Raw genomic sequence first — 22,037 nt, forward strand, 5'->3', positions numbered from 1 at the left:
CCCAAAACGCTATGAATTCAACCCTCGCGCTGTTAAAAGAACGCCTGCAAACTGCTCTGGTGGCGGCCTTTGGGCCGGATCTGGCTGATGCTGACCCGGTACTGGTGCCTGCTAGCAATCCCAAATTTGGGGACTATCAGGCCAATGGCGCAATGGGACTAGCAAAACGACTGGGCATGGCTCCGAGGGCGATCGCCTCTCAGCTTCTCGACCATCTGGACGTATCCGACCTATGCGACCCGCCAGAAGTGGCCGGGCCCGGCTTCATCAACCTGCGGCTCAAGCCAGAATACCTGGAAGCGCAACTCAAGGCCATTCAGGCAGACCCACGCCTGGGCGTTGCGCCTGTGGCCAACCCGAAGCGGGTGATTGTCGATTACCCCAGTCCTAACATTGCCAAGGAGATGCATGTGGGCCACCTGCGCCCCTGCGTCATTGGCGATGCCCTAGCGCGAATTCTGGAGTTTCTCGGCCACGACGTGCTGCAGCTGAGTCACATCGGCGACTGGGGCACGCCCTTTGGAATGCTGATTGCCTATTTGCGCGAGGCCTATCCCGACGCGCTGGCGGGCAGCGAACTCGATCTGGGCAACCTGGCAACGTTTTACCAGGCCGCCAAAAAGCGGTTTGACGAAGACACAGACTTTCAGGAAGCCGCGCGGCTGGCGGTGATAAAGCTTCAGGCGGGCGATCCAGAAACGATTCAGGCTTGGAAAGTCGTCTGCGATTTGTCGAATCGCACCAATCGCAAAATTTTCGACCTGATGGGTCTGTCGCCCAAGATTCAGGAGCGGGGCGAATCTTTCTACAACCCGCTTTTGCCCGATGTGATTGCAGAACTGGATCGACTGGGGCTGCTGGTGGAAGATCAGGGCGCGAAGTGCGTGTTTTTAGAAGGCTTTACCAACAAGGAGGGGAAGCCGCTGCCGCTGATTGTGCAAAAGTCGGACGGGGGCTATAACTACGCCGCAACGGATCTGGCGGCGATTCGCTATCGCGTGACAGAAGACCGGGCGCAGCGGGTAATCTATCCCGTTGGTGCAGAACAAATCAATCACTTTGCCCAGATTTTTCAGGTGGGCAAGCGGGCGGGCTGGATTACCGATGAAACGGAGTTTGTGCATGCAGCGCTGGGCAATGTTTTAGGCGAAGATGGCAAGAAGCTGAAGAGTCGCTCTGGCGAGGCGGCGCGGCTGGTGGACTTTCTGGAAGAGGCGATCGCCCGGGCCCGCGCCGACCTAGAAGCCCGCCTGACCGAAGAGAACCGCACCGAATCCGAGGACTTCATCGCCCATGTGGCCAACGTCGTCGGCATTGGCGCAATCAAATACGCCGACCTCAGCCAGAACCGCACTAGCGGCTACATCTTCAGCTACGACAAAATGCTGGCGCTGCAAGGCAACACCGCGCCCTACATGCTCTATGCCTACGTGCGGGTGCAGGGCATCAGCCGCAAGGGCGGAATCGACTTCGAGGCGCTGGGGGACAATAGCCGGGTCGTGCTGCAAGACGAGGCGGAGTTTGCCCTGGCCAAGTCGCTGCTGCAATTTGACGAAGTGCTGAGCGCGGTGGAGGCCGATCTGCTGCCCAACCGCCTGTGCGAATATCTCTTCGACCTCAGCAAGACCTTTAATCAGTTCTACGACCGCTGCCCCATTTTGCAGGCCGAAGACCCGCAGCGCACCTCGCGGCTGATCCTGGCAGACCTGACCGCCCGCACGATCAAGCTGGGGCTATCGCTGTTGGGGATTCAAGTTTTGGAGCGGATGTAAAAAACGAAGAGGGAAGAACGAAGAACGAAGAACGAAGAAAGATTCTTCCCTTTTCTCTCTTTTCTCTTTCCTCTTCGTTTCTAGCCGCCACAGCCGCCACAGCCGCCACAGCCCCCACAGCCCCCGCCGCCGCCGTCGCCGCCGCCCCCACCACCACTCCAGCCATCGCTCCCCCAGGAAGAAGCATATCCACTGCCATTTCCGGTGCTGGAAACAGGAGAGAGTGCAGCCCGTAAGCTGGCAAACTCTTTACCGCGCAGTGCGGTGGTTCCGGCTAGAGCAATGAGGAACAGCAATTGAGTTTGCTGCATGGCGCTGAGGTCGCGGGTGCGGAGCGTCATGGCGGATTGATGAGTCGCTCGGATCTGTTGTAGAGCGCGATCGCCATACCGACTCGATAGGAGCGGCCGCTGGAATATTGCGATAACAACCAGCCACACCACAATCATCATCAGCAGAAACCCAACGGGCCGCCCCCGCGAAAGGCCGACCAGCACTTTGGCAATGCCCAGCAACAGCGGCAACAGCAGCAGCAGCGTGGGATAAAGTCGCGCTTTGGCAGCCTGGGCGGGCGACAGAGCCAGTCCAAGCTCCTGTAGGCGCGATCGCAGGGTTTCGGTCGCTCGCGCAGTATTCCGACGGAGGCTTTGTACCGTGGCTTTTGAGCCATTCATGCTTTCCAAAATCGCCCGCTCCAGCGGGTGCTGCGACGGCTCCGGCGCAACCAGCGGCACCAGGAATCCCTCTTGAGCATCGATCGCAGGGGGCTGCGATCGCGCCATGCTTACAATTGCCGTATCCATCACCCGATCTGCCCCACCCACCAAATAGGCAACGTCGTAGGGATCGAGCGTCGGCAGCGATTGTCCCTCCACGTTGCCGGGTTGTCGGAGCCATCGGCGCAGCACCCATGCCGCCAGCAGCGTGCTGCTCAGCACGAAGAGATAGAACTGCAAAAACTCTGGCCCGCGAAGATCTAGCGGGTTGGGAATCGGGGCGATCGCCGTGCAGCTTGTCAGACTCAATGCCAGCACCACCAGGCCGCCCAGCACCACTGGAGACCGCTGCACAAACTGCCAGCTAGACTGCCAGCCAGACTGCCAGATCGCCGCCCACCGGCCTGCCCAGTCTGGTCGAGGTAGCACCCAATGCTGCTGCACATTGACCCGGCGGAATTGCAAATCTCGCCCAAACCGCAGGCTCGGATCGGGCCAGATGTCTGGGGGCGGTGCTTCCCCAAACCAGGCTTCGTAGCTCTGCAAGGTTTTGCGATACCAGTCGTTAAATTTGTGGTGTTCGGTCTGGCCGCCCTGGGTTGGCTCGTGGTGCAGCGGCGCTTGCAGCACCTGCGGACAAAACACCTCCCAGTAGGAGCGGCTGTAGGTGAGGTGTTGATGCCACGCCTGGTCTACCTGATCCGACGGCGTGACGGGATGCCCTGCACAGACTGCCAGAAACGCAAACTTTTTGTATTCCTCAATCACTCGCTGGGCATAGCTCAGAGACCAGCAATTGTCGCGGGCAAGGCGCTGGCTAAAGCTGAGCGCTGCACCGGGCTGGTCGAGCGAAAAGGCTTGCAGTCGGTCGTAGAGGGCTTGCTGTTGGGGCGTTGCCGAGTGGAGGGCGATCGCCCCCCGACCAGACCGGAGGGCGGCGCTAGAGAGATTTGAGGCATGGGGAAGATCCGGAGTAGGACTCATAGGCACCTAATCTAGGGAGTGTAGAAGAGGAGTATAGAAACGGTTCCCGATTGCTTTCGCTCTATTAGATTTTTCAGACGCGATTAGCCCGAAGAGATTTAGAATCTCTATCACTCAAGACTTGATATAGATACAGGCTGCACTGCTAGGCTTACGAAAATCGACCTTAAAGAATAAAGAATCGGTCTATCACCAGCTTCCCATTTCAACTACCCATTTCAAAAATGACAAACCAACAGACAAACCAACTGATACCAAACGGTTTTCCCGCCGACCCCCAACTTTCCCAGCAGCGTTCCCAATCCGTCCTTACTCGCAACAATGTCACCGTTTCAGGACAGGGCACTCAGCCGATGCTGTTTGCCCACGGCTTTGGCTGCGACCAAAACATGTGGCGACTCGTTGCGCCAGCCTTCGCTGCCGACTATCAAATTGTGCTGTTTGACTATGTGGGGTCGGGCAAGTCGGACTTGCGAGCTTACGACCCAGAGCGCTACAGCCGCTTGGAGGGCTACGCTCAGGATGTCTTAGAGATTTGTGAAGCGCTGGATCTACAGAATGTCGTGTTTGTAGGGCATTCGGTGAGCAGCGTGATTGGAATGCTGGCGGCGATGCAAGCCCCCCAGCGGTTTGAGCGGCTCATCCTGGTGGGGCCGTCGCCCTGCTATCTCAACGATCCGCCGGACTACTGTGGCGGTTTTGAGCGAGAGGATATTCTGGGATTGCTGGATCTGATGGATAAGAATTATCTCGGATGGGCCAGCTTTTTGGCTCCCGTTATCATGAAAAACGAACAGCGTCCCTCACTCTCAAAGGAACTGGAAGAGAGCTTTTGCTCAACAGACCCAGTGATTGCGCGGCGCTTTGCCGAGGCAACGTTTTTATCGGATTATCGGGGGATTTTGGCTGACATGACCGTACCTTCGCTGATCTTGCAGTGTGCCGAAGATGCGATCGCCCCTACAGAAGTCGGCCACTATCTCCATCGCCATCTACCCCACAGCACCCTCAAGCTCATGCAGGCAACGGGTCACTGTCCCCACATGAGCCATCCCGACGAAACCATCCAGCTAATCCAAGATTATCTTTCCGCCGCTCATGTCATCAGAGCCGCACAATAACCCGCAAAATAAACCGCAGACCGCATCACATGCCGAACGGTGTGCCTGCCATCTAGATGAATTGCTGGACACCGCGCCATGCGGTTTCCTGGCATTCACCGACGACGGCACAATCACCCTGACGAATGCCACCCTGCTGGAACTGCTGCAATGCGGTCTGGACGAGGTGAAAGGGCAGCGCTTAGAAGCCTTGCTGCCAGCCGCCAGCCGCATTTTCTACCAAACTCATTTTTTTCCGCTGCTCAAGCTGCAAGGCAAGGTTGAAGAAATCTATCTTCCAGTTCGCTCTAGAACGGGGGAAAGCCTGCCGATGCTGGTGAATGCGACCCGCCACCAGCGCGAGGGGGAAGTGCTAAATGAGTGCGTTCTGATTCCGATCCAGCAGCGGAGCGAATATGAAGAGGCACTGCTGCAAGCCCGCCGCGATGCCGAAGCTGCCATGCAAGCTCAAATCCAGGCCAACGCCGCGCTAGAGCAAACCCGGGCTGCCCTAGAGCAGAAGCAGACGGAGCTAGAAGCCTTGAATGCTCGGCTGGAAGATCTGGTGCAGCAGCGCACGGCCCAGCTAGAACAGGCGCTAGAGTTTGAGGCGCTGCTCAAGCGAATTACGGATCGGGTGCGCGATAGCCTGGATGAGGCGCAGATTTTGCAAACGGCAGTGCAGGAATTAGGGGCAGGGCTGGCGCTGGTGGGGTGCAATGCCGGGATTTACAATGCGGCGCAAACGCAGGTAACGATTGACTATGAGTATCACCAGGATGGGGCTGCACCGTGTTCTAGGGTCGAGGATTTAACCATCGAATCGGCGACAATGTATGCGGCGATCGCGCAGGGGAACTCTGGCCCGTTTTGCTGTTATTTGCCTGCGTGCCCTCGATATGGAGCGGGCCATTGGGCGATTTTGGCGCGTCCGATTTATGACGATCAGGGCATTCTTGGCGATTTGTGGCTCTTTCGTCCGGCTGAGCAAACCTTCAGCGAGGCGGAGGATCGGCTGGTGCAGCAGGTGGCCAATCACTGTGCGATCGCCCTCCGCCAGTCTCGCCTCTACCAAGCTGCTCAGCTTCAACTGCATGAAATGGAGGAGCTAAATCGGCTCAAGGACGATCTGCTGAACACGGTGTCTCATGAAATGCGATCGCCCATGTCCAATATCCTCATGGCAATCCAACTGCTGGAGGTGCATCTAGAACCCCTGGGGGTCTTTGCGGACGAAGCAGGAATCGTGAAGCGCTACTTTCGAGTGCTGCAAGACGAGAGCCAGCGCGAAATTCGGCTAATTAACAATTTGCTAGAGATGGCCCGCATAGAAGCAGGCACCGATCCGCTGAATATCAGCATGATTCCGCTTCAGTTTTTTATTCCCTACATTGCGGAACCCTACGTGGAGCGGGCTAGAAATCAGCAGCAGCAGCTAGAGATTCAGATTGAAGAGTCGCTTCCCTCTTTTTCCAGCGATTTATCGTATTTAGAGCGGATTCTCGGCGAATTGCTGAACAATGCCTGCAAGTACACTCCCGCTGGAGAGTACATTACTCTTTCCGTACAGTCTACGGCTGATGGGCTGCGGATTTGTGTTCGCAACACAGGAGTAGAAATTCCCGCCGCAGAGTGCGATCGCATTTTTGAAAAGTTTCACCGTATTCCTGATCACGACGTTTGGCATCAGGGCGGCACGGGGCTAGGGCTGGCACTGGTTAAGAAACTGGTGGAGCGGTTAGGGGCGACGATTCGCGTTGACAGTCGAGACGGTGCAACCAGTTTCATCGTGGAATTTGGCTACTAGGCGTTGATCCCATCAGGATTCAGCTAGGGCTTCAGTCCAAATTTGCCAAACTGAGCCAAACTGAAGAAAAAAGCGGGCGATCGCTCGGCTCCATCTCCGCCGAAACTCGATGCAGCCAGCATTCGTTAATCCAAAACTTCTAGTCCCAAAGCCGCAGGCTCAACCCTCCAGCCAACCTCTATTCATCAACCTCCATTCATGTTGTGGCAGCGCTGGCAGCAGCACTCCTAAACACTCCGTCCTCAGCGTTCTAGAACAAGCCCTATGATTGCCTCACCCCAGTTCATCAGCCCTGAAGAATATCTCCAACTCGAAGCCCAAAGCGCGATCAAACACGAGTATCGAGATGGCGAAATCTATGCTATGCCAGGTGCGAACGATGCCCATGTAACAATTGCAGGAAATATTTTTGCGCTATTACGGGGACATGTGCGCGGGACGGGTTGCCGGGTTTTCATTTCGGATATGAAGGCTCGCATCGAAGCGCGAAATTGTTATTACTATCCCGACGTGATGGTGACCTGCGATCCTCGCGATCAGCAAAATGAGACCTTTAAGCAGTTTCCCAGGCTGATTGTGGAGGTGTTATCAGACTCTACCGAAGCGTTTGATCGGGGCGATAAGTTTGCAGATTATCAACTGTTGGAAAGCCTGGAAGAATATGTTCTGATCAATACGCGCCATCAGCGGGTCGAGTGCTTTCGTCGCAATGAAGCTGGGCTATGGGTGCTGCAATACTACACGCCAGACACCGAGACGTTCCATTTAGCAAGTCTCAACTTTACTGATACGATTTCCGCGCTCTATGAAGATGTTGTAATCAACGAAGGGAAAATCGAGTGAAAGTTGAATTCGGTTTTGCATTCCAGCTTGCTGCGCGATCGCATTCCAGGTCGCATCCTAAAAGTGCTACATCCACACTGCGAAGATATATCCAAAATAAGCAAGATAAAGTAAGCCTGTAGTGGCGATCGCCCCTCTGCCCAGCCAGGTTTCATAGCCGTTGAACAAGAGGAAACTGCTGATCATCACGGCTGAAACTTCGATCACGCTGACCAAGTTGCCATAGTAGCGCGGGTCCCAGTAAGAGACCGGGCTGTGAAACCGCCAGTCGGAAAACGGGAAAAAATGGCGATGGGCATCGTCGTTGTGCAGCGGTAAATCGCCCGCGATATGCAGCAACATGCTCGCAAAGAGGAGTGTGCCAAAGGGCGATCGCCCCCACAGCGAAACCAGCAACCCCACCAAAATCAGCGGCACCGAGTTAAATAAATCAATAAAATTTTGCCAGTGGGGTTCAAAATAAGATTTTGACCAGATAATCGATTCCGGCGTGTTTCGCAGCACCTTCTCTACAAAATAAAAGACAAACATGGGCGCGTCCGGCAAGATTGCTCCAAGGATGACCGGCGCAATGAATAGCCCTTCATCTCGCCGACCTAAACACAATAAATTCAGCACGACATGGGCTGGAGTATTCATGCCACTCTATTTACGCAACGGCTTGCATTTACCCAACGGCTTGCATTTACTCAACAGCTTGCATAGCTGCCTTCTAGATCGCATTCTCATCACTTCCAAAATTCTTCAATATCGACCTGGGCTAACTCTTCCTGAATCTCTTGAAAATAGCTGCTCTGGGTAATTGAGTTCACTTCCTGCACTCGTTTACTCTGGTCGATTTCGATTTGCAATTCTTCCAGTTGCTTCTTCAATGCTTCTTCCCGCAGGCGACGTTCCGTAATGTCTTGAATAATTCCTTCATAGTAGAGCAGCTTGCCCTGGCTATCGTAGACGGCTCGCGCATCTTCTTCGATCCAGATAATGCTGCCGTCTTTGCGATAGACCTGATACTCCAATCCTTTTACCTGCCCGTTAGATTTCATTAACTGATAAAAGCGCTGACCATCGCGAATATCGACATAGGTTTGTTCTGGAATATTGGTGACAGAATTCACCATTTCGGATGGAGAGTTGTAGCCATAAATTGCCGCCATCGCTGGGTTCACTTTTAGAAACTGTCCTGTGGGTGAAGATTGAAAAATCCCCTCTAGGGCGTTTTCAAAAATGCTGCGATAGTTTTCTTCAGTAATCCGCAATTCCTCATTCTTTTGTTCCAAAGTGGTGAATGAAGCCTTGAGTTGATCCGCCATGCTGTTAAACGATGTGGCGAGCTGATCTAGCTCTAGCAGAGCGCTGGGCGCAATGTGCTGGGAGAGTGCGCCTTCTGCAACTTCATTGGAGGCCTGCGAGATTCGCTGGATGGGTTTTGTGACCCAGCGGGCGGTGAGGATGCCCAGGGCGATCGCCAGTCCCAGCGACCCCAGCGCCAGCCAAATCGCGTTTCGAGTAGTGGTATGGATATCGTCCATAAAGTCTGCTTCGGGAACCGCGATGATAATCAGCCAGTCCAGTCCCCGTCCGTCTTGAAACGGCAACACCTGCACAAACTGCCGCTGTCCATGCACAGAAAAATCAAGCTGCTGCGGCTGCTGGATTTCTTTAAGGTCGCCAAACTCTTGCTGCAAAAAACGCGCCGTTTCTCGAATCAGCGGCTCACTGCTGTCCACGGCTTGCAGCAGCAGCGTCTCATCCCCTTTACCAACCGTCAGCGGTTCCTCGGTCGAGCTAGAGAGAATTTGCCCTTTCCGATCTAGCACAAATGCCTTACCCGTTTTGCCAATTCTCAGGCTAGAAAGAAACTGGCGAAACTCCACCGGAAGCTGCACATCGGTGGCACAGACCCCCAGAACCGTTCCCTCCTCGCTATATACCGGAAGGCTAGCCGTCAACACGGGCAAGAAAGTTGCAAAGTCTAAATAGATCTCGCTCCAAACAGCCCCTCTTGTCTTGAGTGCATCTTGATACCAGGGGCGCGATCGCGGATCGTATTCCCCATCCTCCGTGAGGAAAGCCAGACGATTTCCCCGACTATCTAGCTCATAGGAGAGAAAACGACCCCGCGTAGCCATATTGGTCAGCCAGAGCCGAATCTCCTTACTGCCGACCTCCGAGCGCCCTGCCCCCAGAAATTCCCCCTGCTCTGTGCCGCAATAGGTACCAAAAATATAGGGCGAAATTCTCACCTGCTGGTGCATTTGGGCAATGTTTTGGGGATTTTGGAAATCCAGGCTGCCCTGGGTAAACGCGGCCGCATTGAGCTGATTGATGTCGTGCGGCGCTGTAAAGTAGCTCTCTAGCTCGCGCTCAATCTGGGAAGAGAGGCCCGTGCGAAGCTGGGAGGCCAGGTCATTCACGGCCCGCCGTGCCGCCAAAAACGACAGGTAACCCACCAGCCCAACCGCTGCTGCAATTTCCAACACAAAGGGAACCACGAGCGCTGTGCGGAGGCGGAACTTGGCAGGAATAGCAGGAAGATTCACTGGCATGGCATCTAGCGCTCCGTAGATTCCAGTTTAGGCTGCAAATCGAACGACTCAGCCCAAATATTCACTTTTTTACGGGTTAAGATTCTGATTTCAGCAGTTTAGCCCTTGCCCATATTTCGTTTCAACTCTTCGATTTCTTCATCCATTTCCCATTGGCGAAAGGCTTTTTCCAGGTCTTGGGGAGAGGACGAACCGGGGGTGGAGGCGTTGTAGTTTTGCCAGCCAGCAGTTTGCCACTGTTGGTCAACCGAGGTTGTGGTGCGGGTGGCTCTTGCCTGGGCTGCCTGGGCTGACACTTCCTTGCGCTTTTGCTGAATCTGTCGCTGGAGGTCGATGGTTTCCTGAATCCGCTGGCGCAGGGCTTCCATTTGTCCCCAAAGCTGATTTCCCTGGCGCAGCAGCGTGGCTTCGTGTTCTTCGGCGGGCTGGGCCAGATCCATGCGCCCCTTTTCCTTTGCTTTTTCGACGCGGGCGTGCCAAAGTTGCACTTCCTGTGCCGTGTTCAAGATTTCCTGTTGGAGCCGACTTTCCTTGAGCCGCAAGTCACCTAGTAAGCGAATCGCTTCTTCTTCCTGATCCCGCAGGTTGTCCTCGATGGCTTGGAGTTCTAGGTGCGGGTTATCGCGCAAAAACTCGTCCAGGCGGGCTTCTAGAAACGTGCTGAGGTCGTCAAAAAGGCTCATGGAACACTCCTATGGAGCGGATAGGGCAGGGTTGGGGCGATCGCACTGTGATTTCGCACTGTGATTTCGCACTGTGATTTCGCACTGTGATTTCGCACTGTGATTTCGCAGCGGGATTTTGCACCGGGATCTCGTGCAGCGATTTCGCACCGGGATTTTGCACCGGGATTTCGCACCGGGATCTCGTGCAGCGATTTTGCAAACAGTAGGCCTTCGGCATCAAAACACCGCACCCAAACCCTATCAAGGGATCAGAACTGCTGTCCAGTGTAGATGGATCGCACATCGCCGTTGCGCCGCACCATCACCTCATTGCCCTTCACGGAAACGAGCGTCCAGCCGCTAGCCCCAATCGGTTCGCCCACCTGCACGCGATGGGTCGTGCCGTTGATTTCAAACAGGGCAGCGGAACGGGCCGGATCGCTGAGTTCCAGGATGCCGACGAGGGTATGGGTCGAGACGGCGGCGATATTGGGGGCGGCGGCGGGTGTATCGGTCGCGCTGTCGGTCGATGAGGCAGCAGATGGGGCGGCTGGCGCAGTTGTGGGCAGCGGGACGGTGGAAACGGCGGGCGATCGCCCCGGCAGGTTGAACCCGGGCAGACTGGGGAATCCGTTGCCGCCACTGTTGCCGCCACTGTTGCCACCACTGCTGCCACCACTGTTGCCGCCGCTGCGACCGGGAAGCGCCATGTCCGCGGGCGGCCGGTAAACCGGGACAATCAGCGGGTCGGTGGGGGCTGAGTTGGTCGCGGCTGGATTGCCCGCCACCGCCACGCTCGGCAAGTTGCCCTCTGTGCCAGCGGTTTCCGCTTGACGACGGGCAGACCGTTGCTCCAATACCTTGAGCGATCGCTGAATGTAGTCCAAAAATTCGCGGTTTTCGGGCGAGGCTGGCTGGGTAGCGACCTCAGATGAGCCAGCCGTGTCGGGAGCATTCGCCTGCTGCCAGCGCCCCTGCATTCCATACCACAGCGCCACGGCCGCCGCCAGAGATCCGCAGACCAACAGCGCCAGCAGCCCATCCAGCGATTTGTGCTTTACGCCAGTGGGTCTTGGCATGAGCGCCGCGGCAACCAACTCATCCTCCGGGCTGCTGTCCACGGCCACCTGCTCAGAACTCTGCCCAGAACTCTGCCCAGAACTCTGATCAAATTGAGGAATCAGCGCGGGTTCTGGGTTTAGCTCTGGCACAAAGGTTGGATCGCGGGTCACACCCGCATCGGGCGCGTGGGTTGAGCCGTCTTGCCGCTGTGCCTGGGAGACAGTGGCCAGCACAGGCGGAATCGTGACATCCGTGACGCTGACCGGGGTGGGAGTGCGGCTAGCGGCTAGTTCTTCCGGTAGTTCCGTCGAAACGGGCCTGCCCTGCTCTAGCGCTTCATTCAAGTCGCTAAACAGATCGTCCATCAGTTGGTCGGCATATTGCTCGATGGAAAAGCGGTCAGCCTCCGTTGCGACGCTCGACGCGCCGGAAACGCGAGTCGTGGCGATCGCCCTCGATTCTCGATCGGCAAGCTCTTGAGAATTCAGGGATTCTAGCGCAGGGGACTGGGCAGACGTGGGTTGAGACATGGCGAAATCAAAATGACGACTGGCGTAAAGACGACTGGCGTAAAGACGACTGGAGCAATTCGAGCGATGAAACCTGATGGATCGAGCCTGAGCAATCCCTTGAGCGATAGCACAGCAAGCCCCGCTGTGATGGCTACTCGGAATGGCTGCGGAATGACTATATCAGTAGCTATTCAATAGCTATTCAATGACTATTCAATGTAGCAATAACCCATCAAAACGGAACGCTTTTTAGAAGTTTGCCAATCTTAAAGAAGGGCTGGGAAAATTCACGGTCGGCCCATCCTCCGCCTCCAGACATAAAATTAAAAAAATAGGTACTTTTTGTAATCTCCGCTACGCAGCGTTCCATGACCCTCGATTTTTCCTCTCCGCGATCGCCCGAAACCAATGGCTGGCAGCACTGCTTTATTGAAACAAACCGCATTCGTCTGCACTGCGTGACGCAGGGAGAGGGCGAACTAGTGGTCTTGCTGCACGGATTTCCTGAGTTCTGGTATTCCTGGCGACACCAAATTCCAGCGCTGGCAAAACATTTCAAAGTCGTCGTGCCGGATCTGCGCGGCTACAACGATTCCGACAAGCCCAGCGCGGGCTACGACCTGGATACCCTCAGCGCCGACATCCAGGGCATTATTGAGAACCTGGGCTATCTAAAGGCGCATATCGTTGGGCACGACTGGGGCGGGGCGATCGCCTGGCACTTGGCGCAGACCGTTCCCCAGCGGCTGCATCGGCTGGCGATTCTAAACGCGCCCCATCCCCACCGTTTGATGCAGGAGATGTCGAGCAATTTCGACCAACTGCGGCGGAGTTGGTATATGCTGGCGTTTCAGGTGCCGGGGCTGCCGGAATGGCTAATTCGCCAAAACCTGCGAAACTTTGTGACCACAGCGATGCAGGAATTCTGCGTCCGCAAGGGAGCCTTTAGCCGTCGAGATATGGACATTTATCAGGCGGCGCTAGAGAAACCAGGCGTGCTGACGGCAGCGATGAATTACTATCGACAACTGCTGTCGCCCCGACGACTGATGCGCGAATGGGGGCGATCGCCCCTGCCCGTCACCGTGCCCACCCTCGTCCTCTGGGGCGAAGATGACCATTTCCTGGGCCAATCTCTTTTGGAAAACCTGGATGCGCTGGTCAAAGCACCGCTGCGCCTGACTCGCATCGCCGACTGTGGCCACTGGATTCAGCAGGAAGTGCCCCAGACAGTCAACCGTGAACTGCTCAACTTTTTGCGGCAGCCGTATCCCGCGTAGGCTTGCGACTTGCCGGGATGTAGAACCTCAGGAAAACCTCAGGAAAACCTCAAGCAAATCCGTCCCAGCCGCAGGCGACCCGAAAGCCAATGTCATACAGGCCGCGATCGCCCTCAGCCCGCGACCGAAAAGCAGACCGACAACTGCGGGGCCCCACGTTCCAGGAGCCGCCCCGCAGTATGCGCCGTTTGGGGTCGCCGCCCGTTTCCCACGCGGTTCCGTCTGTCGGCGCACCGGCGTAGGTGTCATGCCAGGTATCCTGACACCACTCACGCACATTGCCATGCAGGTCGCAGAGTCCAAAGGCATTGGCATGGGCAAAATAGCCCACAGGCACGGTCTCGCGGCGGTCTTCGCCTTGGGGCCCCTGCCCGTAGCTGCCCCGGCTGCACAGTCGCCCCTGATACTCCCAGTCCACCCCGGAGTAATTTGCCAGGTCGGTGGTGAGGGTTTCGCCGACGTGAAAAGGAGTCTCTGTGCCGCCGCGACAGGCGTATTCCCACTCGGCCTCGCTGGGCAAGCGGTAGGGACGGCCCGTGTGCGCGGTGAGGCGATCGCAAAATTCCACCGCCTCCAGCCACGACACCTGCTCCACCGGATGGTGATCGCCTTTGAAATGGGCGGGGTCTGGGTCGAGCGATCGCCCCACTACGGGCAGCGCCGCCACTGCTCGCCACTGGGCCTGGGTCACGGGATATTTGCTCAAGGAAAAAGGCCGCAGCGTAACCGATCGCTGGGGGCCTTGCGAGGGATGCCAGCCCTCCTCTTCTCTGGGTGCGCCCATCGTAAACGGGCCCCCTGGCAAGATCACCATCTCCAGCGCTACGCCCGCAGCCAGAGATTCTTTCCAGAGCTTGGCTCGACCCGTGCGGCGATCGCCCACTTCGCCAGTCGGCAATAGGGTCAGCACTTCAAACTCCACCGGCGTTAGTTCCGGTGTACTCTGATTGAACATCGATGACTGGGGTTGATTGCTTTACACCCCTCATCATACGGCGCGATCGAAATACGGCACGATCGAACCGCTCTCCGGCTCTCCCAGCCGCGCATTGGCAAACCAGACCCGCATTCAGATTTCCAGAGCAATCCCGCCCCCAAACCGTTGAACCCGCCCCAGGATGTATTAAGAAATACATCTTTGTGGGGGGCTGTTTTGCGGAGTGGGCAGTCTGATCCTAAGGATGGCAAGTTGCTCAGCGCCGCAGCGGTTGAGAGGGTGCAGGGCGATCGCCATCCGCCCTTTCCCACTTGTCTCTATCGCATGGTCTTTGTCCTATGCTCACCCTTAGCCACACCCTAGACCGAAGTTTGCGAGACGCTGATGGCACTTATCTGGATCAGCGAGGACTGCAAATCCTGAGTGCCTACGTGCAAACCTATCAGACCCGGCTAGATGCATATCAGCAATTGCGCGATCGCAGCACGCCAATGATTCACCACGCGCTCAAGAAGCTGGCGCAGGTGCATCCAGAGCTAATCCAGCAGCATGGACAGCGCTGTTTATACGACATGACCGAAGTCGTTCGCTACATTGCCCTCTCGGTGCTGCGCGATGACGAGACCTTTTTCAAAGAGCAGATGATGTCTTGGCTCGACACCATCCTGATGGCCCACAAGCGCCATAGCCACTGCGCCACGGCCTATCGCTATCTCCAGGAGGCGATCGCCGCCAACCTCTCGCCCGCCGCCAACACGCTCATTTCTCCGTACTTGGATAGCGTTGTTCTAGCGCTGCAATCCCACGCCTAGCCTACGTCTAGAGGTCATTCCAGAGGTCGCTATGCAACACACACCCATTTCGATTCATCCCAATTCCTCTCAGACCGAGCGCGAAGCCGCCCTCCAGCAGATCTATCGGCAAGTCCTCGAACGCCAGCCCTACAGCTATGAACGGCGAATCTTGGGACGGTTGGAAAAGGACTTTCTGGCCAACCGGATCGGGGTACGACGGTTTCTGCGCGAACTGGGACAGTCCGAGGTATATCTCAACGCCTTTTACTTCAACACGTCTAACTACAAATTTATAGAGCGCTGTCTGAAGCATTTCTTGGGGCGGGCACTCCTCAACCATGAAGAAATGCAGCACTATGGCAACGTTCTGGCCCGACAGGGCGCAGCAGGGCTAATTTCGACCCTGCTCGACTCAGAAGAATATCGCAAGGCGTTTGGTGGGTTCACGATTCCCCATGCCCGCGCCCAGTCGTGCTACGAATCGCCCAAAGCCTATCTGGAAACCCATGTGCTAAATCAGGAATACGCAGGACGACGGGGCAACGCCGTGCCAACCCTGATCTGGCACGAGCTAGGGCTGAACTGCGACACAGGCGTATGCCGCCACCCAGAGGCCGACGAAGCCCTAGAGCCGCCGCTCCCAGGAATTGCCGACCATTTGCCAGACTCCTTCTTGGCGCTGCTTAGAGGAGACAACCAGGAACTAGACACGGCTACGGTTCGGGAACTAGTCGCTTCTCTCTCGCCGCAGCAGAGAAAAGCCCTCCAGCGGGCAATCCTGAGTTGAGATCTGGCCCTTCCGCCTTTCCCTGGAGCAGCTACTATGCAGTGGGGTATAACGGTGATGCCGTTGTATCCCATTCTTTATCGGACTTTTTATCGGATTTTTTATTGGATTTTTTTATCGGATGTCCGATCGAACTCAGCCATCCTTCCAAGCAATCCTTCTAAGCAATCCTTTACCTTTTCCGCATCTACTTGGGGTCTTCGTCGATCTTCGGAACGATGTCTGGGCGCTCCTTGGCTTCCCAACCCGGCGGCCGCTTCGAGTTATACCAGGCGATTGAGCCGATGGTGACGGCCGCAATAAACCCCACCACGTAGACCACCGTAAACCAAACCGGAAAACCGCCGCCTGCGGCTACATCCATCAACAGCACCATAACCCTAAGCTCCAAATATTTCAGAATTTCAGATTCCTCCAGACTTACGCACTTGCGATCAGTCTTCTGGGTTTTGGACGACTTCTCGCGGGCTGCGCCTGTGAGAAATCGTCCAACTGCATAAGTCCTATTCCTAAAATCATCATTCCGTAGAATCGACCCCTCACACCACTGTTTTTGAGCAAGGACTGATCAGGGACAACCCTGTGAACAGCCGCATCGGGTGTTTCGCCGCAACTAGCTGCAAGGTGTGGGTTCCTTCAGGAATTACTCTGTTGCAGGAGGGGGCGCTTCTGCCGGGGCCGGGGCTGGGGCCGCAGGCTCGGATCGGGGCCGCTCTAGGCGAGGGGGCGGGGCGGGACGCTCAGGCGGTGGCGGCGGTGGTGGCGGCGCTGGGCGGGCTTCCACGGGTTCTGGTTGGGGACGCTCGACCCGCACGGGTTCAGGACGTGGCTCTGCGGGACGCGGCTCTGGCTCGACAGGGGGTGCTGGAGGCTGTGGACGAGCAGGTGGCTCTGCGGGGGACGATGGGGCTGCCTGCACAGGGTCACTATTGCGAATCTTGCGAGGCTCGGAACGGGTGTCTGGAGAGGCTTCGCGAGCCGCAGGAGAACTGGGCGATCGCGCGGGTGCTGCCTCCTCGGATCGACTGCGAGAGCGGCTGCCAGAACCAGAAGATTCTCCCTCCGAGTCACCTCCGGTTGCCGGGCCAACGAACATTCTCCGGGGGCGAATTCGCTCTGCCTTGATGGAACCTTTGCGATCGCCGCGCAGGTTGGGCTGCGGGAACGACTCGACCGGCATTCCCTCGGTTGCCTGCGCCATATAGTTGCGCCATACGAGGGCAGCCGTGCTGCTGGCTCCCGCCGTCGGGCGGTTGTTGTCATTGCCCAGCCATACCCCCGTCACCAGTTGAGGAATATAGCCGATGAACCAGAGATCGCGCTTAGCATCGGTGGTTCCCGTTTTGCCAGCGACGGGTCGGCCCCGCAGGGCTGCGTTGCCGCCCGTGCCACCATTCACTACACCCCGCAGCATCCAGGTCATGATATTGGCGCTGTCGGTATCTACAGCCTGCTCTGGCGTAAAGTTTGCCTCGTAAATCACGTTGCCAAAGCGGTCGATGATTCGCGTGATGCCGTGTGGCTCGATGTGCTTCCCTTGAGCAGCGAGAGTGCCATAGGCGCTGGTGAGTTCCAGCAGGTTGACCTCCAGCGTGCCCAGCGCCAGCGAGTAGGCAGGGATCAGCTTGGACTGAATGCCCATGCGCCTAGAAATTTCCATCACTGGTTCAAACCCTGCATCCAGCAGCACCTTGACTGCGATGACGTTGATTGAACGGGCTAGCGCATCCCGCATGGACATGTTGCCAGAGTGCCGCTCGCTGTAGTTCTTGACCTCGTAGCCATCGACGACAAACTTGGAGTCCAGATAGCTCTTGTAGGGGGAGAGTCCAGCAGCAATCGCCGCTGTATACACAAAAGCCTTGAAAGTCGATCCGGGCTGTCGCTGCGCCTGGGTTGCCCGGTTAAACTGACCCGCAACCAGGTCTTTTCCGCCTACCAGCGCTTTGATTTCGCCTGTGCGGGGGTCGATAGACACCAAAGCCGCTTCAGAAAACCGCTCCCATCGTCCATAGCGCTCGACGGCTTTGGCAACCGTTTCCTGAGCAATGGCTTGCCACTTGGGGTTCAGCGTCGTCTCGATAGTCAATCCGCCCACTTCCAACACCTCCGGGCTAACGCGCTGAGGCAGTTCTTGCTGGAGGATGTAGGAGGTAAAGTGGGGCGTTTGGCTAATGAGATTACGGGGCTGGCTGGGCGTTAGCTTAATTTCTGCTGCCTTTGCCTCCGCTAGTTCTGCGGCGGTGATGAATCCGGACTCATACATTCGCTCCAGCACAATATCGCGGCGGCTGCGGGCCAGATCGGGGTTTACCAGCGGCGAGTATTCGCTGGGGGCAGGGGCCAGTCCAGCAATCATGGCCATTTCAGACAGCGAAAGCTCACCAATCGGCTTGCTGAAATAAATCCAGGCGGCATCGCCCACGCCATACGCGCCCGACCCCAGATAGACCAAGTTCAGGTAGCGCTCCAGGATTTGATCCTTGGTTAGCTCATTTTCCATTTTGTGCGCCATCAGCGCTTCTCGCAGCTTGCGGTCGAGGGTGCGCTCCTGCCCCAGAAAGACGATCCGCGTCACCTGCTGGGTGATGGTGCTGGCCCCTTCGACTACTTCGCCAGCCGATAGGTTTGCCAGGGCTGCCCGGGCGATCGCCCGATAGTCCACGCCACTGTGTTCGTAAAAGTTCTTGTCCTCAGCAGCGATGAAGGCGTTTATCATCGTCTCTGGGATCTGGTCGAGCGAGAGCGCCTCTCGCGTTGCGGGCCCAAGCTGTTGCAGCACCGTGCCATCTGCCGCCTTGATGGTCATCGAGCCATCGCGGGTATAAGTCAGCGCGTCTTCTGGGTCGGGTAGTTCGCTCTGGATCTGGCGTACCGTATCGATGGCCGCCATGCCAAAACCGCCTGCACCCGCCAGAGCCGCCATCACCACCCAGGCATACCAGGCCTGATAGAACCGACGGGGCGATCGCTTAGGCGGCTCCAGATCGGGGTTGGGTTTTGACCATTCCACGAGTGCCGGGTCGGGCTGGGGTGGAGAAACGGGCACCGCCGCATCCGCAGGAGCCTGAGTGGAGGCTTCTACAGGCAGATCGGCTGGCGTGTCCTGCGTCGAAGTGTCGTCTGCAAACGGGACACCCAAGCCGCTTGAGGTTTGAGCCAGACGGTCGTCCTTGCCGCTGTGTAGCGCATCACCCTCTGGCTTGACCCAGCCCTGAACTCGATCAAAGAAACCTGTCACGCTAACTCTCCCCACTGAAACCGCACAGACAGAGCAAAGTTGGAAAAGACCGATTTGGACTCATCAAACTGCTCCGGTTGCAATCGTGGCGCGGAACCAGACCCGGAAGATTTGCAAAACCACAAATCCTGAGATTGTTGCCCCCGCCACCGCTATACCCCAACGCCGTAACCTGCTGCTATGAACTGCTATAACATTGCGAACTGCTACGACGCTGCTATGACCACGACGCTGCTATGACATTGTTACCTACGTAAGCGCCAATCGTCTGCGATCGCGCCTGAGATGACCCATGAGTCCAGATCTATCGATTAACGATAAAAACCAGCCCACAGAACACAGTTGAGCCTGGAAAGCTGACTATTGCTTTGCTATCAGCAATAGGACAACTTCAATCTATCGAACCAAAGAAATGAATCAAACAAAAGCTTAACCTAAAAATCGGGTTCTATGAACCTTTGTGACAGTTATGCAACGGTGGATTTACAAGAAACTCGTCCCAGGGCTTGCCCCAGCGATCGCCCCAGTCGTTACCCGGCGATCGCCCTCAATCAGCCGCTATGCCTCTGACCCAGCGATCTCTAGCACGCCAAATTCTCGCAGCGCAGGCAGAAAATTTTGATGTTCATGGCTAGACTGGCTGAGCTTGATCAGCGCAAATCGCTGGAGCGGATCGAGGCGGCTCCACTGTTCAGTTGTAAGGCACACACCCACGCGCTGCCCCTGCTGCTGCACCGAGTCGGGGATTTGGTGTGCATTGAGCCAGGCGGGCTGCGGATCGAGGGGCAAATCGGCTGGGCGATCGCCCCCTTGGGCAGCCACCAAGTCATACACTCGCTGGCGATAGGCGGCGATATCTGCCTCGCTTTGGCAGGGCAAGTCGAGCAGCAGTTGGCGATCGCCCCAAGGCAGCGCGTGCCAATGGGCCAGCTTCAGCTTTATCCCACAGGTGTCGAGGTTATAACGGACGCGCATGGGCACGCACCGCAACGAATCGGCAAAATCCTGCTCAAATTGGAAAACCTGAGTCAACCGTATAGCCCCCTTGTCAGGTCTGTAGCTGCATAAGGCCGCCGCCTTGGGGTCGGCTAGAACTCTTGCAGACGATACATCCAGTCGAAAAACTGCGGATCTTCGTCAAAGCAGATTAGATCAAGATGGCTGGGGTTGTCCAGAAAATCTTGCGCCAGCAGATAGCCTGCAATCGTCCAGGTCTGATACTTACGCGAGGCCTTGCCCACGTAGCGTCCGGCCTTGCCGTCATAATACTCTGGCCACTCGTCTTCGCTAAGGCGGCGTTCGGCAATGGCCATGGCTCGGCGACACAGATCCGGCCGTCCCGTTTTTTGGCAGGCCGCCGCCATCAGCCACAGCAGCATTGGCCAACTGCCGCCATTGTGATATGACCAGGGCACATTCTTCGGGTCGCAGCCCGTCAGAATCTTCCACTCTTGATCCACGACAGCGGGATAGCAAATCTTCATGGGCATCTGCCCCACCAAGTCATCCCAGCGCTGCTCGATCAGGTTCATCACCTGCCGCGACTCTTCGGCGTTGGTCAGCGACGATACGACGGCCATCAGATTGCCCAAGGCAAAAAAGCGAAAGTCCAGCCGGGCCGGGCCCAGGTTGCCCGCTAGGTAGCCGCCTTCATCGGGCATCCAGTCGAATGTCCATTCGGGAATTGAATCGGGATAGATATTGAACTTGTTGACTGCGCCCTCGCCAAATTCTTCGCCGTGATAGCGATAGATCGTGTTCAACCGCCGCGCATCCAGCCAGTAATACTGGCGCATATGGTAGTTCAAAATGCTGAGGCGCTGGTTAATGACCTGGATGTGGATATCGTTGCGCGGGCCCGGAGCCAGCAGTTCCCGGGCCGACATCAGCGCCGCATAGAACAGGGTTTGGATTTCTAGCGGATGCCCATCTACGCCCATGCGGCGGTCGATCATGAACGCGCCGTCGGGGACAAGCATGGTGGGATACATATCGAAGCGATCGGCCATGCAGAGCTTGAGAATCCACAGGATGCCCTGCTGAAACTCTGGCTGGTGGGCCAGATCCAGGTCGCCCGTTGCCTTGACATAGGCCCGCAGCAGAATAATCCACCAGAGGCAGGAATCGACGGGCGTGACGCGGCCAATGGCGTGTTCACCGAAATCTGCCACCAGGTATTGCTTGCCTTCGGCGGTGACCACTTTGAAACTAGCGGGCATCAATCCCCGGCCAGCGTAGAAGTAGTCCATCTGCTTCTCGCCGCTCTGGAGCGCCAGGGTTTCCACCAAAAAGTTTCGGACGATTTCGGGGCGGCCGTGAGTGAGAAACACTAGCGCTGAGGACACAAAATCCCGCACGAAGCACTGATCGTAGTTCAGGGCTTCGACGCTGGGGTCACAAGCTGCTACGGTGCCGACGGGGCGATCGCCGTAATACACAATCGACCGCTCCAAGAGTTGCCAGGCTTCTGTTACAAGATTTGTCGTAGTCTTCATTGCCTAACCTGTAAGTGGCTTAAACAAGGATTTAGAACGGTGAACTCAGTAAACGATGCAGGTCATCTAGCTAATTAACTGAAAAAGATGCAGAGTCAAGATCAGTCCCGGAAGCGCAAAGGAGAACGCGCCCTGAACCTCAATTCCTCAGGTTCTACAGGCTCTTCTACAGGCTCTAAATGTAGGCAGGGTTGAGCGGATTGAGACGCTTTTTCTATTCCACAGGAATTTGATTACAAAAAGCATCCCCCGACGTGCCTAGCCAGATGCGGTGAGGCGTTGCCCATTTCCGGGCGATCGCCCCAAGCCATCCAGCAAAAGCAGCCGACTCTCCGGACTCGAATCCTCTAACCTCTGCCCTAGTGCAAACAGACTCGATGACTCGAAAGTCCAGAAATAGCAAACCGTCGGGGCGCTTGTAAAATAGCAACCCGTCGGCTTGGAGCGCTATGAAAGCAACCAGATTTCCAGGAGCAACAGGCGAATGTTAGGTCTT

Annotated in this window: 17 protein-coding genes; 7 read left to right on the forward strand and 10 right to left on the reverse strand. The window is 56.6% G+C overall.

The genetic code is table 11. The annotated features are described in order from the left end of the window. Window positions 1-11: 11 nt before the first annotated feature. Window positions 12-1,772 carry an arginine--tRNA ligase gene (gene argS, locus HNI00_RS18295; protein WP_316788235.1) on the forward strand — a complete coding sequence of 587 codons (1,761 nt, stop codon included), beginning with the start codon at window positions 12-14 and terminating at the stop codon, window positions 1,770-1,772. Window positions 1,773-1,852: 80 nt separating this feature from the next. Here the strand turns inward: argS and HNI00_RS18300 are convergent, their stop codons facing one another. Further along, window positions 1,853-3,472 (reverse strand): TIGR04222 domain-containing membrane protein, encoded by a 1,620-nt coding sequence (locus HNI00_RS18300; RefSeq protein ID WP_316788238.1) that lies wholly within the window; start codon window positions 3,470-3,472, stop codon window positions 1,853-1,855. A gap of 353 nt (window positions 3,473-3,825) precedes the next feature. Between HNI00_RS18300 and HNI00_RS18305 the strand changes: the two genes are divergently transcribed. The 3 genes from HNI00_RS18305 (at window position 3,826) to HNI00_RS18315 (ending at window position 7,222) form a co-directional block, all read left to right on the forward strand. Continuing rightward, window positions 3,826-4,593 (forward strand): alpha/beta fold hydrolase, encoded by a 768-nt coding sequence (locus HNI00_RS18305; RefSeq protein WP_420156392.1) that lies wholly within the window; start codon window positions 3,826-3,828, stop codon window positions 4,591-4,593. Beyond that, window positions 4,571-6,379 carry a sensor histidine kinase gene (locus HNI00_RS18310; RefSeq protein WP_316788242.1) on the forward strand — a complete coding sequence of 603 codons (1,809 nt, stop codon included), beginning with the start codon at window positions 4,571-4,573 and terminating at the stop codon, window positions 6,377-6,379. The genes HNI00_RS18305 and HNI00_RS18310 overlap by 23 nt, the downstream gene beginning before the upstream one ends. Window positions 6,380-6,643: 264 nt before the next feature. Beyond that, a complete protein-coding gene (locus HNI00_RS18315; protein WP_316788244.1) occupies window positions 6,644-7,222 on the forward strand; it encodes a Uma2 family endonuclease in 579 nt (192 codons plus the stop codon). Window positions 7,223-7,288: 66 nt separating this feature from the next. Here the strand turns inward: HNI00_RS18315 and HNI00_RS18320 are convergent, their stop codons facing one another. The 4 genes from HNI00_RS18320 to HNI00_RS18335 all read right to left on the reverse strand — a co-directional run bounded on the left by HNI00_RS18320 (window position 7,289) and on the right by HNI00_RS18335 (window position 12,025). Beyond that, entirely contained in the window at window positions 7,289-7,861 is a 573-nt protein-coding gene (locus tag HNI00_RS18320; protein WP_316788245.1) for a hypothetical protein, read from the reverse strand. 89 nt (window positions 7,862-7,950) lie between these two features. Further along, window positions 7,951-9,768 carry a cache domain-containing protein gene (locus HNI00_RS18325; RefSeq protein WP_316788247.1) on the reverse strand — a complete coding sequence of 606 codons (1,818 nt, stop codon included), beginning with the start codon at window positions 9,766-9,768 and terminating at the stop codon, window positions 7,951-7,953. A 98-nt stretch (window positions 9,769-9,866) separates the two neighbouring features. Next, entirely contained in the window at window positions 9,867-10,451 is a 585-nt protein-coding gene (locus HNI00_RS18330; protein ID WP_316788250.1) for a TIGR04376 family protein, read from the reverse strand. Window positions 10,452-10,702: 251 nt separating this feature from the next. Continuing rightward, window positions 10,703-12,025 (reverse strand): hypothetical protein, encoded by a 1,323-nt coding sequence (locus HNI00_RS18335; RefSeq protein WP_316788252.1) that lies wholly within the window; start codon window positions 12,023-12,025, stop codon window positions 10,703-10,705. Window positions 12,026-12,375: 350 nt separating this feature from the next. On the opposite strand from HNI00_RS18335, the gene HNI00_RS18340 reads away from it, so the two are divergent. Continuing rightward, window positions 12,376-13,287, forward strand: a complete 912-nt coding sequence (locus HNI00_RS18340; protein ID WP_316788254.1) for an alpha/beta fold hydrolase — start codon at window positions 12,376-12,378, stop codon at window positions 13,285-13,287. 49 nt (window positions 13,288-13,336) lie between these two features. On the opposite strand, the gene HNI00_RS18345 is transcribed toward HNI00_RS18340, so the two are convergent. Further along, on the reverse strand, window positions 13,337-14,242 hold the full coding sequence (locus tag HNI00_RS18345) for a formylglycine-generating enzyme family protein (protein WP_316788256.1): 906 nt from the start codon (window positions 14,240-14,242) through the stop codon (window positions 13,337-13,339). A 320-nt stretch (window positions 14,243-14,562) separates the two neighbouring features. Between HNI00_RS18345 and HNI00_RS18350 the strand changes: the two genes are divergently transcribed. Further along, window positions 14,563-15,036 (forward strand): globin family protein, encoded by a 474-nt coding sequence (locus tag HNI00_RS18350; protein WP_316788259.1) that lies wholly within the window; start codon window positions 14,563-14,565, stop codon window positions 15,034-15,036. A 31-nt stretch (window positions 15,037-15,067) separates the two neighbouring features. Continuing rightward, window positions 15,068-15,805 carry a phycobilisome rod-core linker polypeptide gene (locus tag HNI00_RS18355; protein WP_172355304.1) on the forward strand — a complete coding sequence of 246 codons (738 nt, stop codon included), beginning with the start codon at window positions 15,068-15,070 and terminating at the stop codon, window positions 15,803-15,805. 187 nt (window positions 15,806-15,992) lie between these two features. Here the strand turns inward: HNI00_RS18355 and psb35 are convergent, their stop codons facing one another. The 4 genes from psb35 to HNI00_RS18375 all read right to left on the reverse strand — a co-directional run bounded on the left by psb35 (window position 15,993) and on the right by HNI00_RS18375 (window position 21,541). Beyond that, a complete protein-coding gene (gene psb35 / locus HNI00_RS18360) occupies window positions 15,993-16,181 on the reverse strand; it encodes a photosystem II assembly protein Psb35 (RefSeq protein WP_068508175.1) in 189 nt (62 codons plus the stop codon). A 267-nt stretch (window positions 16,182-16,448) separates the two neighbouring features. Next, window positions 16,449-19,046, reverse strand: a complete 2,598-nt coding sequence (locus HNI00_RS18365) for a transglycosylase domain-containing protein (protein ID WP_316788263.1) — start codon at window positions 19,044-19,046, stop codon at window positions 16,449-16,451. A gap of 558 nt (window positions 19,047-19,604) precedes the next feature. Continuing rightward, the gene (locus tag HNI00_RS18370; RefSeq protein WP_316788265.1) at window positions 19,605-20,078 is read right to left on the reverse strand and encodes a nitrate reductase associated protein; all 474 of its coding nucleotides are present in this window, start codon (window positions 20,076-20,078) and stop codon (window positions 19,605-19,607) included. Window positions 20,079-20,134: 56 nt separating this feature from the next. Then, window positions 20,135-21,541: a glycoside hydrolase 100 family protein gene (locus tag HNI00_RS18375; RefSeq protein ID WP_316788267.1), complete on the reverse strand. Its 1,407-nt coding sequence runs from the start codon at window positions 21,539-21,541 to the stop codon at window positions 20,135-20,137. Between the last annotated feature and the right edge of the window lie 496 nt (window positions 21,542-22,037).

The organism is Thermoleptolyngbya oregonensis NK1-22, from assembly GCF_032705245.1.
Lineage (GTDB): Bacteria > Cyanobacteriota > Cyanobacteriia > Elainellales > Elainellaceae > Thermoleptolyngbya > Thermoleptolyngbya sichuanensis.

Coding starts and splice junctions, on each gene's coding strand:
- argS (WP_316788235.1), top strand. CDS start 12: ATGAATTCAACCCTCGCGCTGTTAAAAGAACGCCTGCAAACTGCTCTG.
- HNI00_RS18300 (WP_316788238.1), bottom strand. CDS start 3,472: ATGAGTCCTACTCCGGATCTTCCCCATGCCTCAAATCTCTCTAGCGCC.
- HNI00_RS18305 (WP_420156392.1), top strand. CDS start 3,826: ATGCTGTTTGCCCACGGCTTTGGCTGCGACCAAAACATGTGGCGACTC.
- HNI00_RS18310 (WP_316788242.1), top strand. CDS start 4,571: ATGTCATCAGAGCCGCACAATAACCCGCAAAATAAACCGCAGACCGCA.
- HNI00_RS18315 (WP_316788244.1), top strand. CDS start 6,644: ATGATTGCCTCACCCCAGTTCATCAGCCCTGAAGAATATCTCCAACTC.
- HNI00_RS18320 (WP_316788245.1), bottom strand. CDS start 7,861: ATGAATACTCCAGCCCATGTCGTGCTGAATTTATTGTGTTTAGGTCGG.
- HNI00_RS18325 (WP_316788247.1), bottom strand. CDS start 9,768: ATGCCAGTGAATCTTCCTGCTATTCCTGCCAAGTTCCGCCTCCGCACA.
- HNI00_RS18330 (WP_316788250.1), bottom strand. CDS start 10,451: ATGAGCCTTTTTGACGACCTCAGCACGTTTCTAGAAGCCCGCCTGGAC.
- HNI00_RS18335 (WP_316788252.1), bottom strand. CDS start 12,025: ATGTCTCAACCCACGTCTGCCCAGTCCCCTGCGCTAGAATCCCTGAAT.
- HNI00_RS18340 (WP_316788254.1), top strand. CDS start 12,376: ATGACCCTCGATTTTTCCTCTCCGCGATCGCCCGAAACCAATGGCTGG.
- HNI00_RS18345 (WP_316788256.1), bottom strand. CDS start 14,242: ATGTTCAATCAGAGTACACCGGAACTAACGCCGGTGGAGTTTGAAGTG.
- HNI00_RS18350 (WP_316788259.1), top strand. CDS start 14,563: ATGCTCACCCTTAGCCACACCCTAGACCGAAGTTTGCGAGACGCTGAT.
- HNI00_RS18355 (WP_172355304.1), top strand. CDS start 15,068: ATGCAACACACACCCATTTCGATTCATCCCAATTCCTCTCAGACCGAG.
- psb35 (WP_068508175.1), bottom strand. CDS start 16,181: ATGGTGCTGTTGATGGATGTAGCCGCAGGCGGCGGTTTTCCGGTTTGG.
- HNI00_RS18375 (WP_316788267.1), bottom strand. CDS start 21,541: ATGAAGACTACGACAAATCTTGTAACAGAAGCCTGGCAACTCTTGGAG.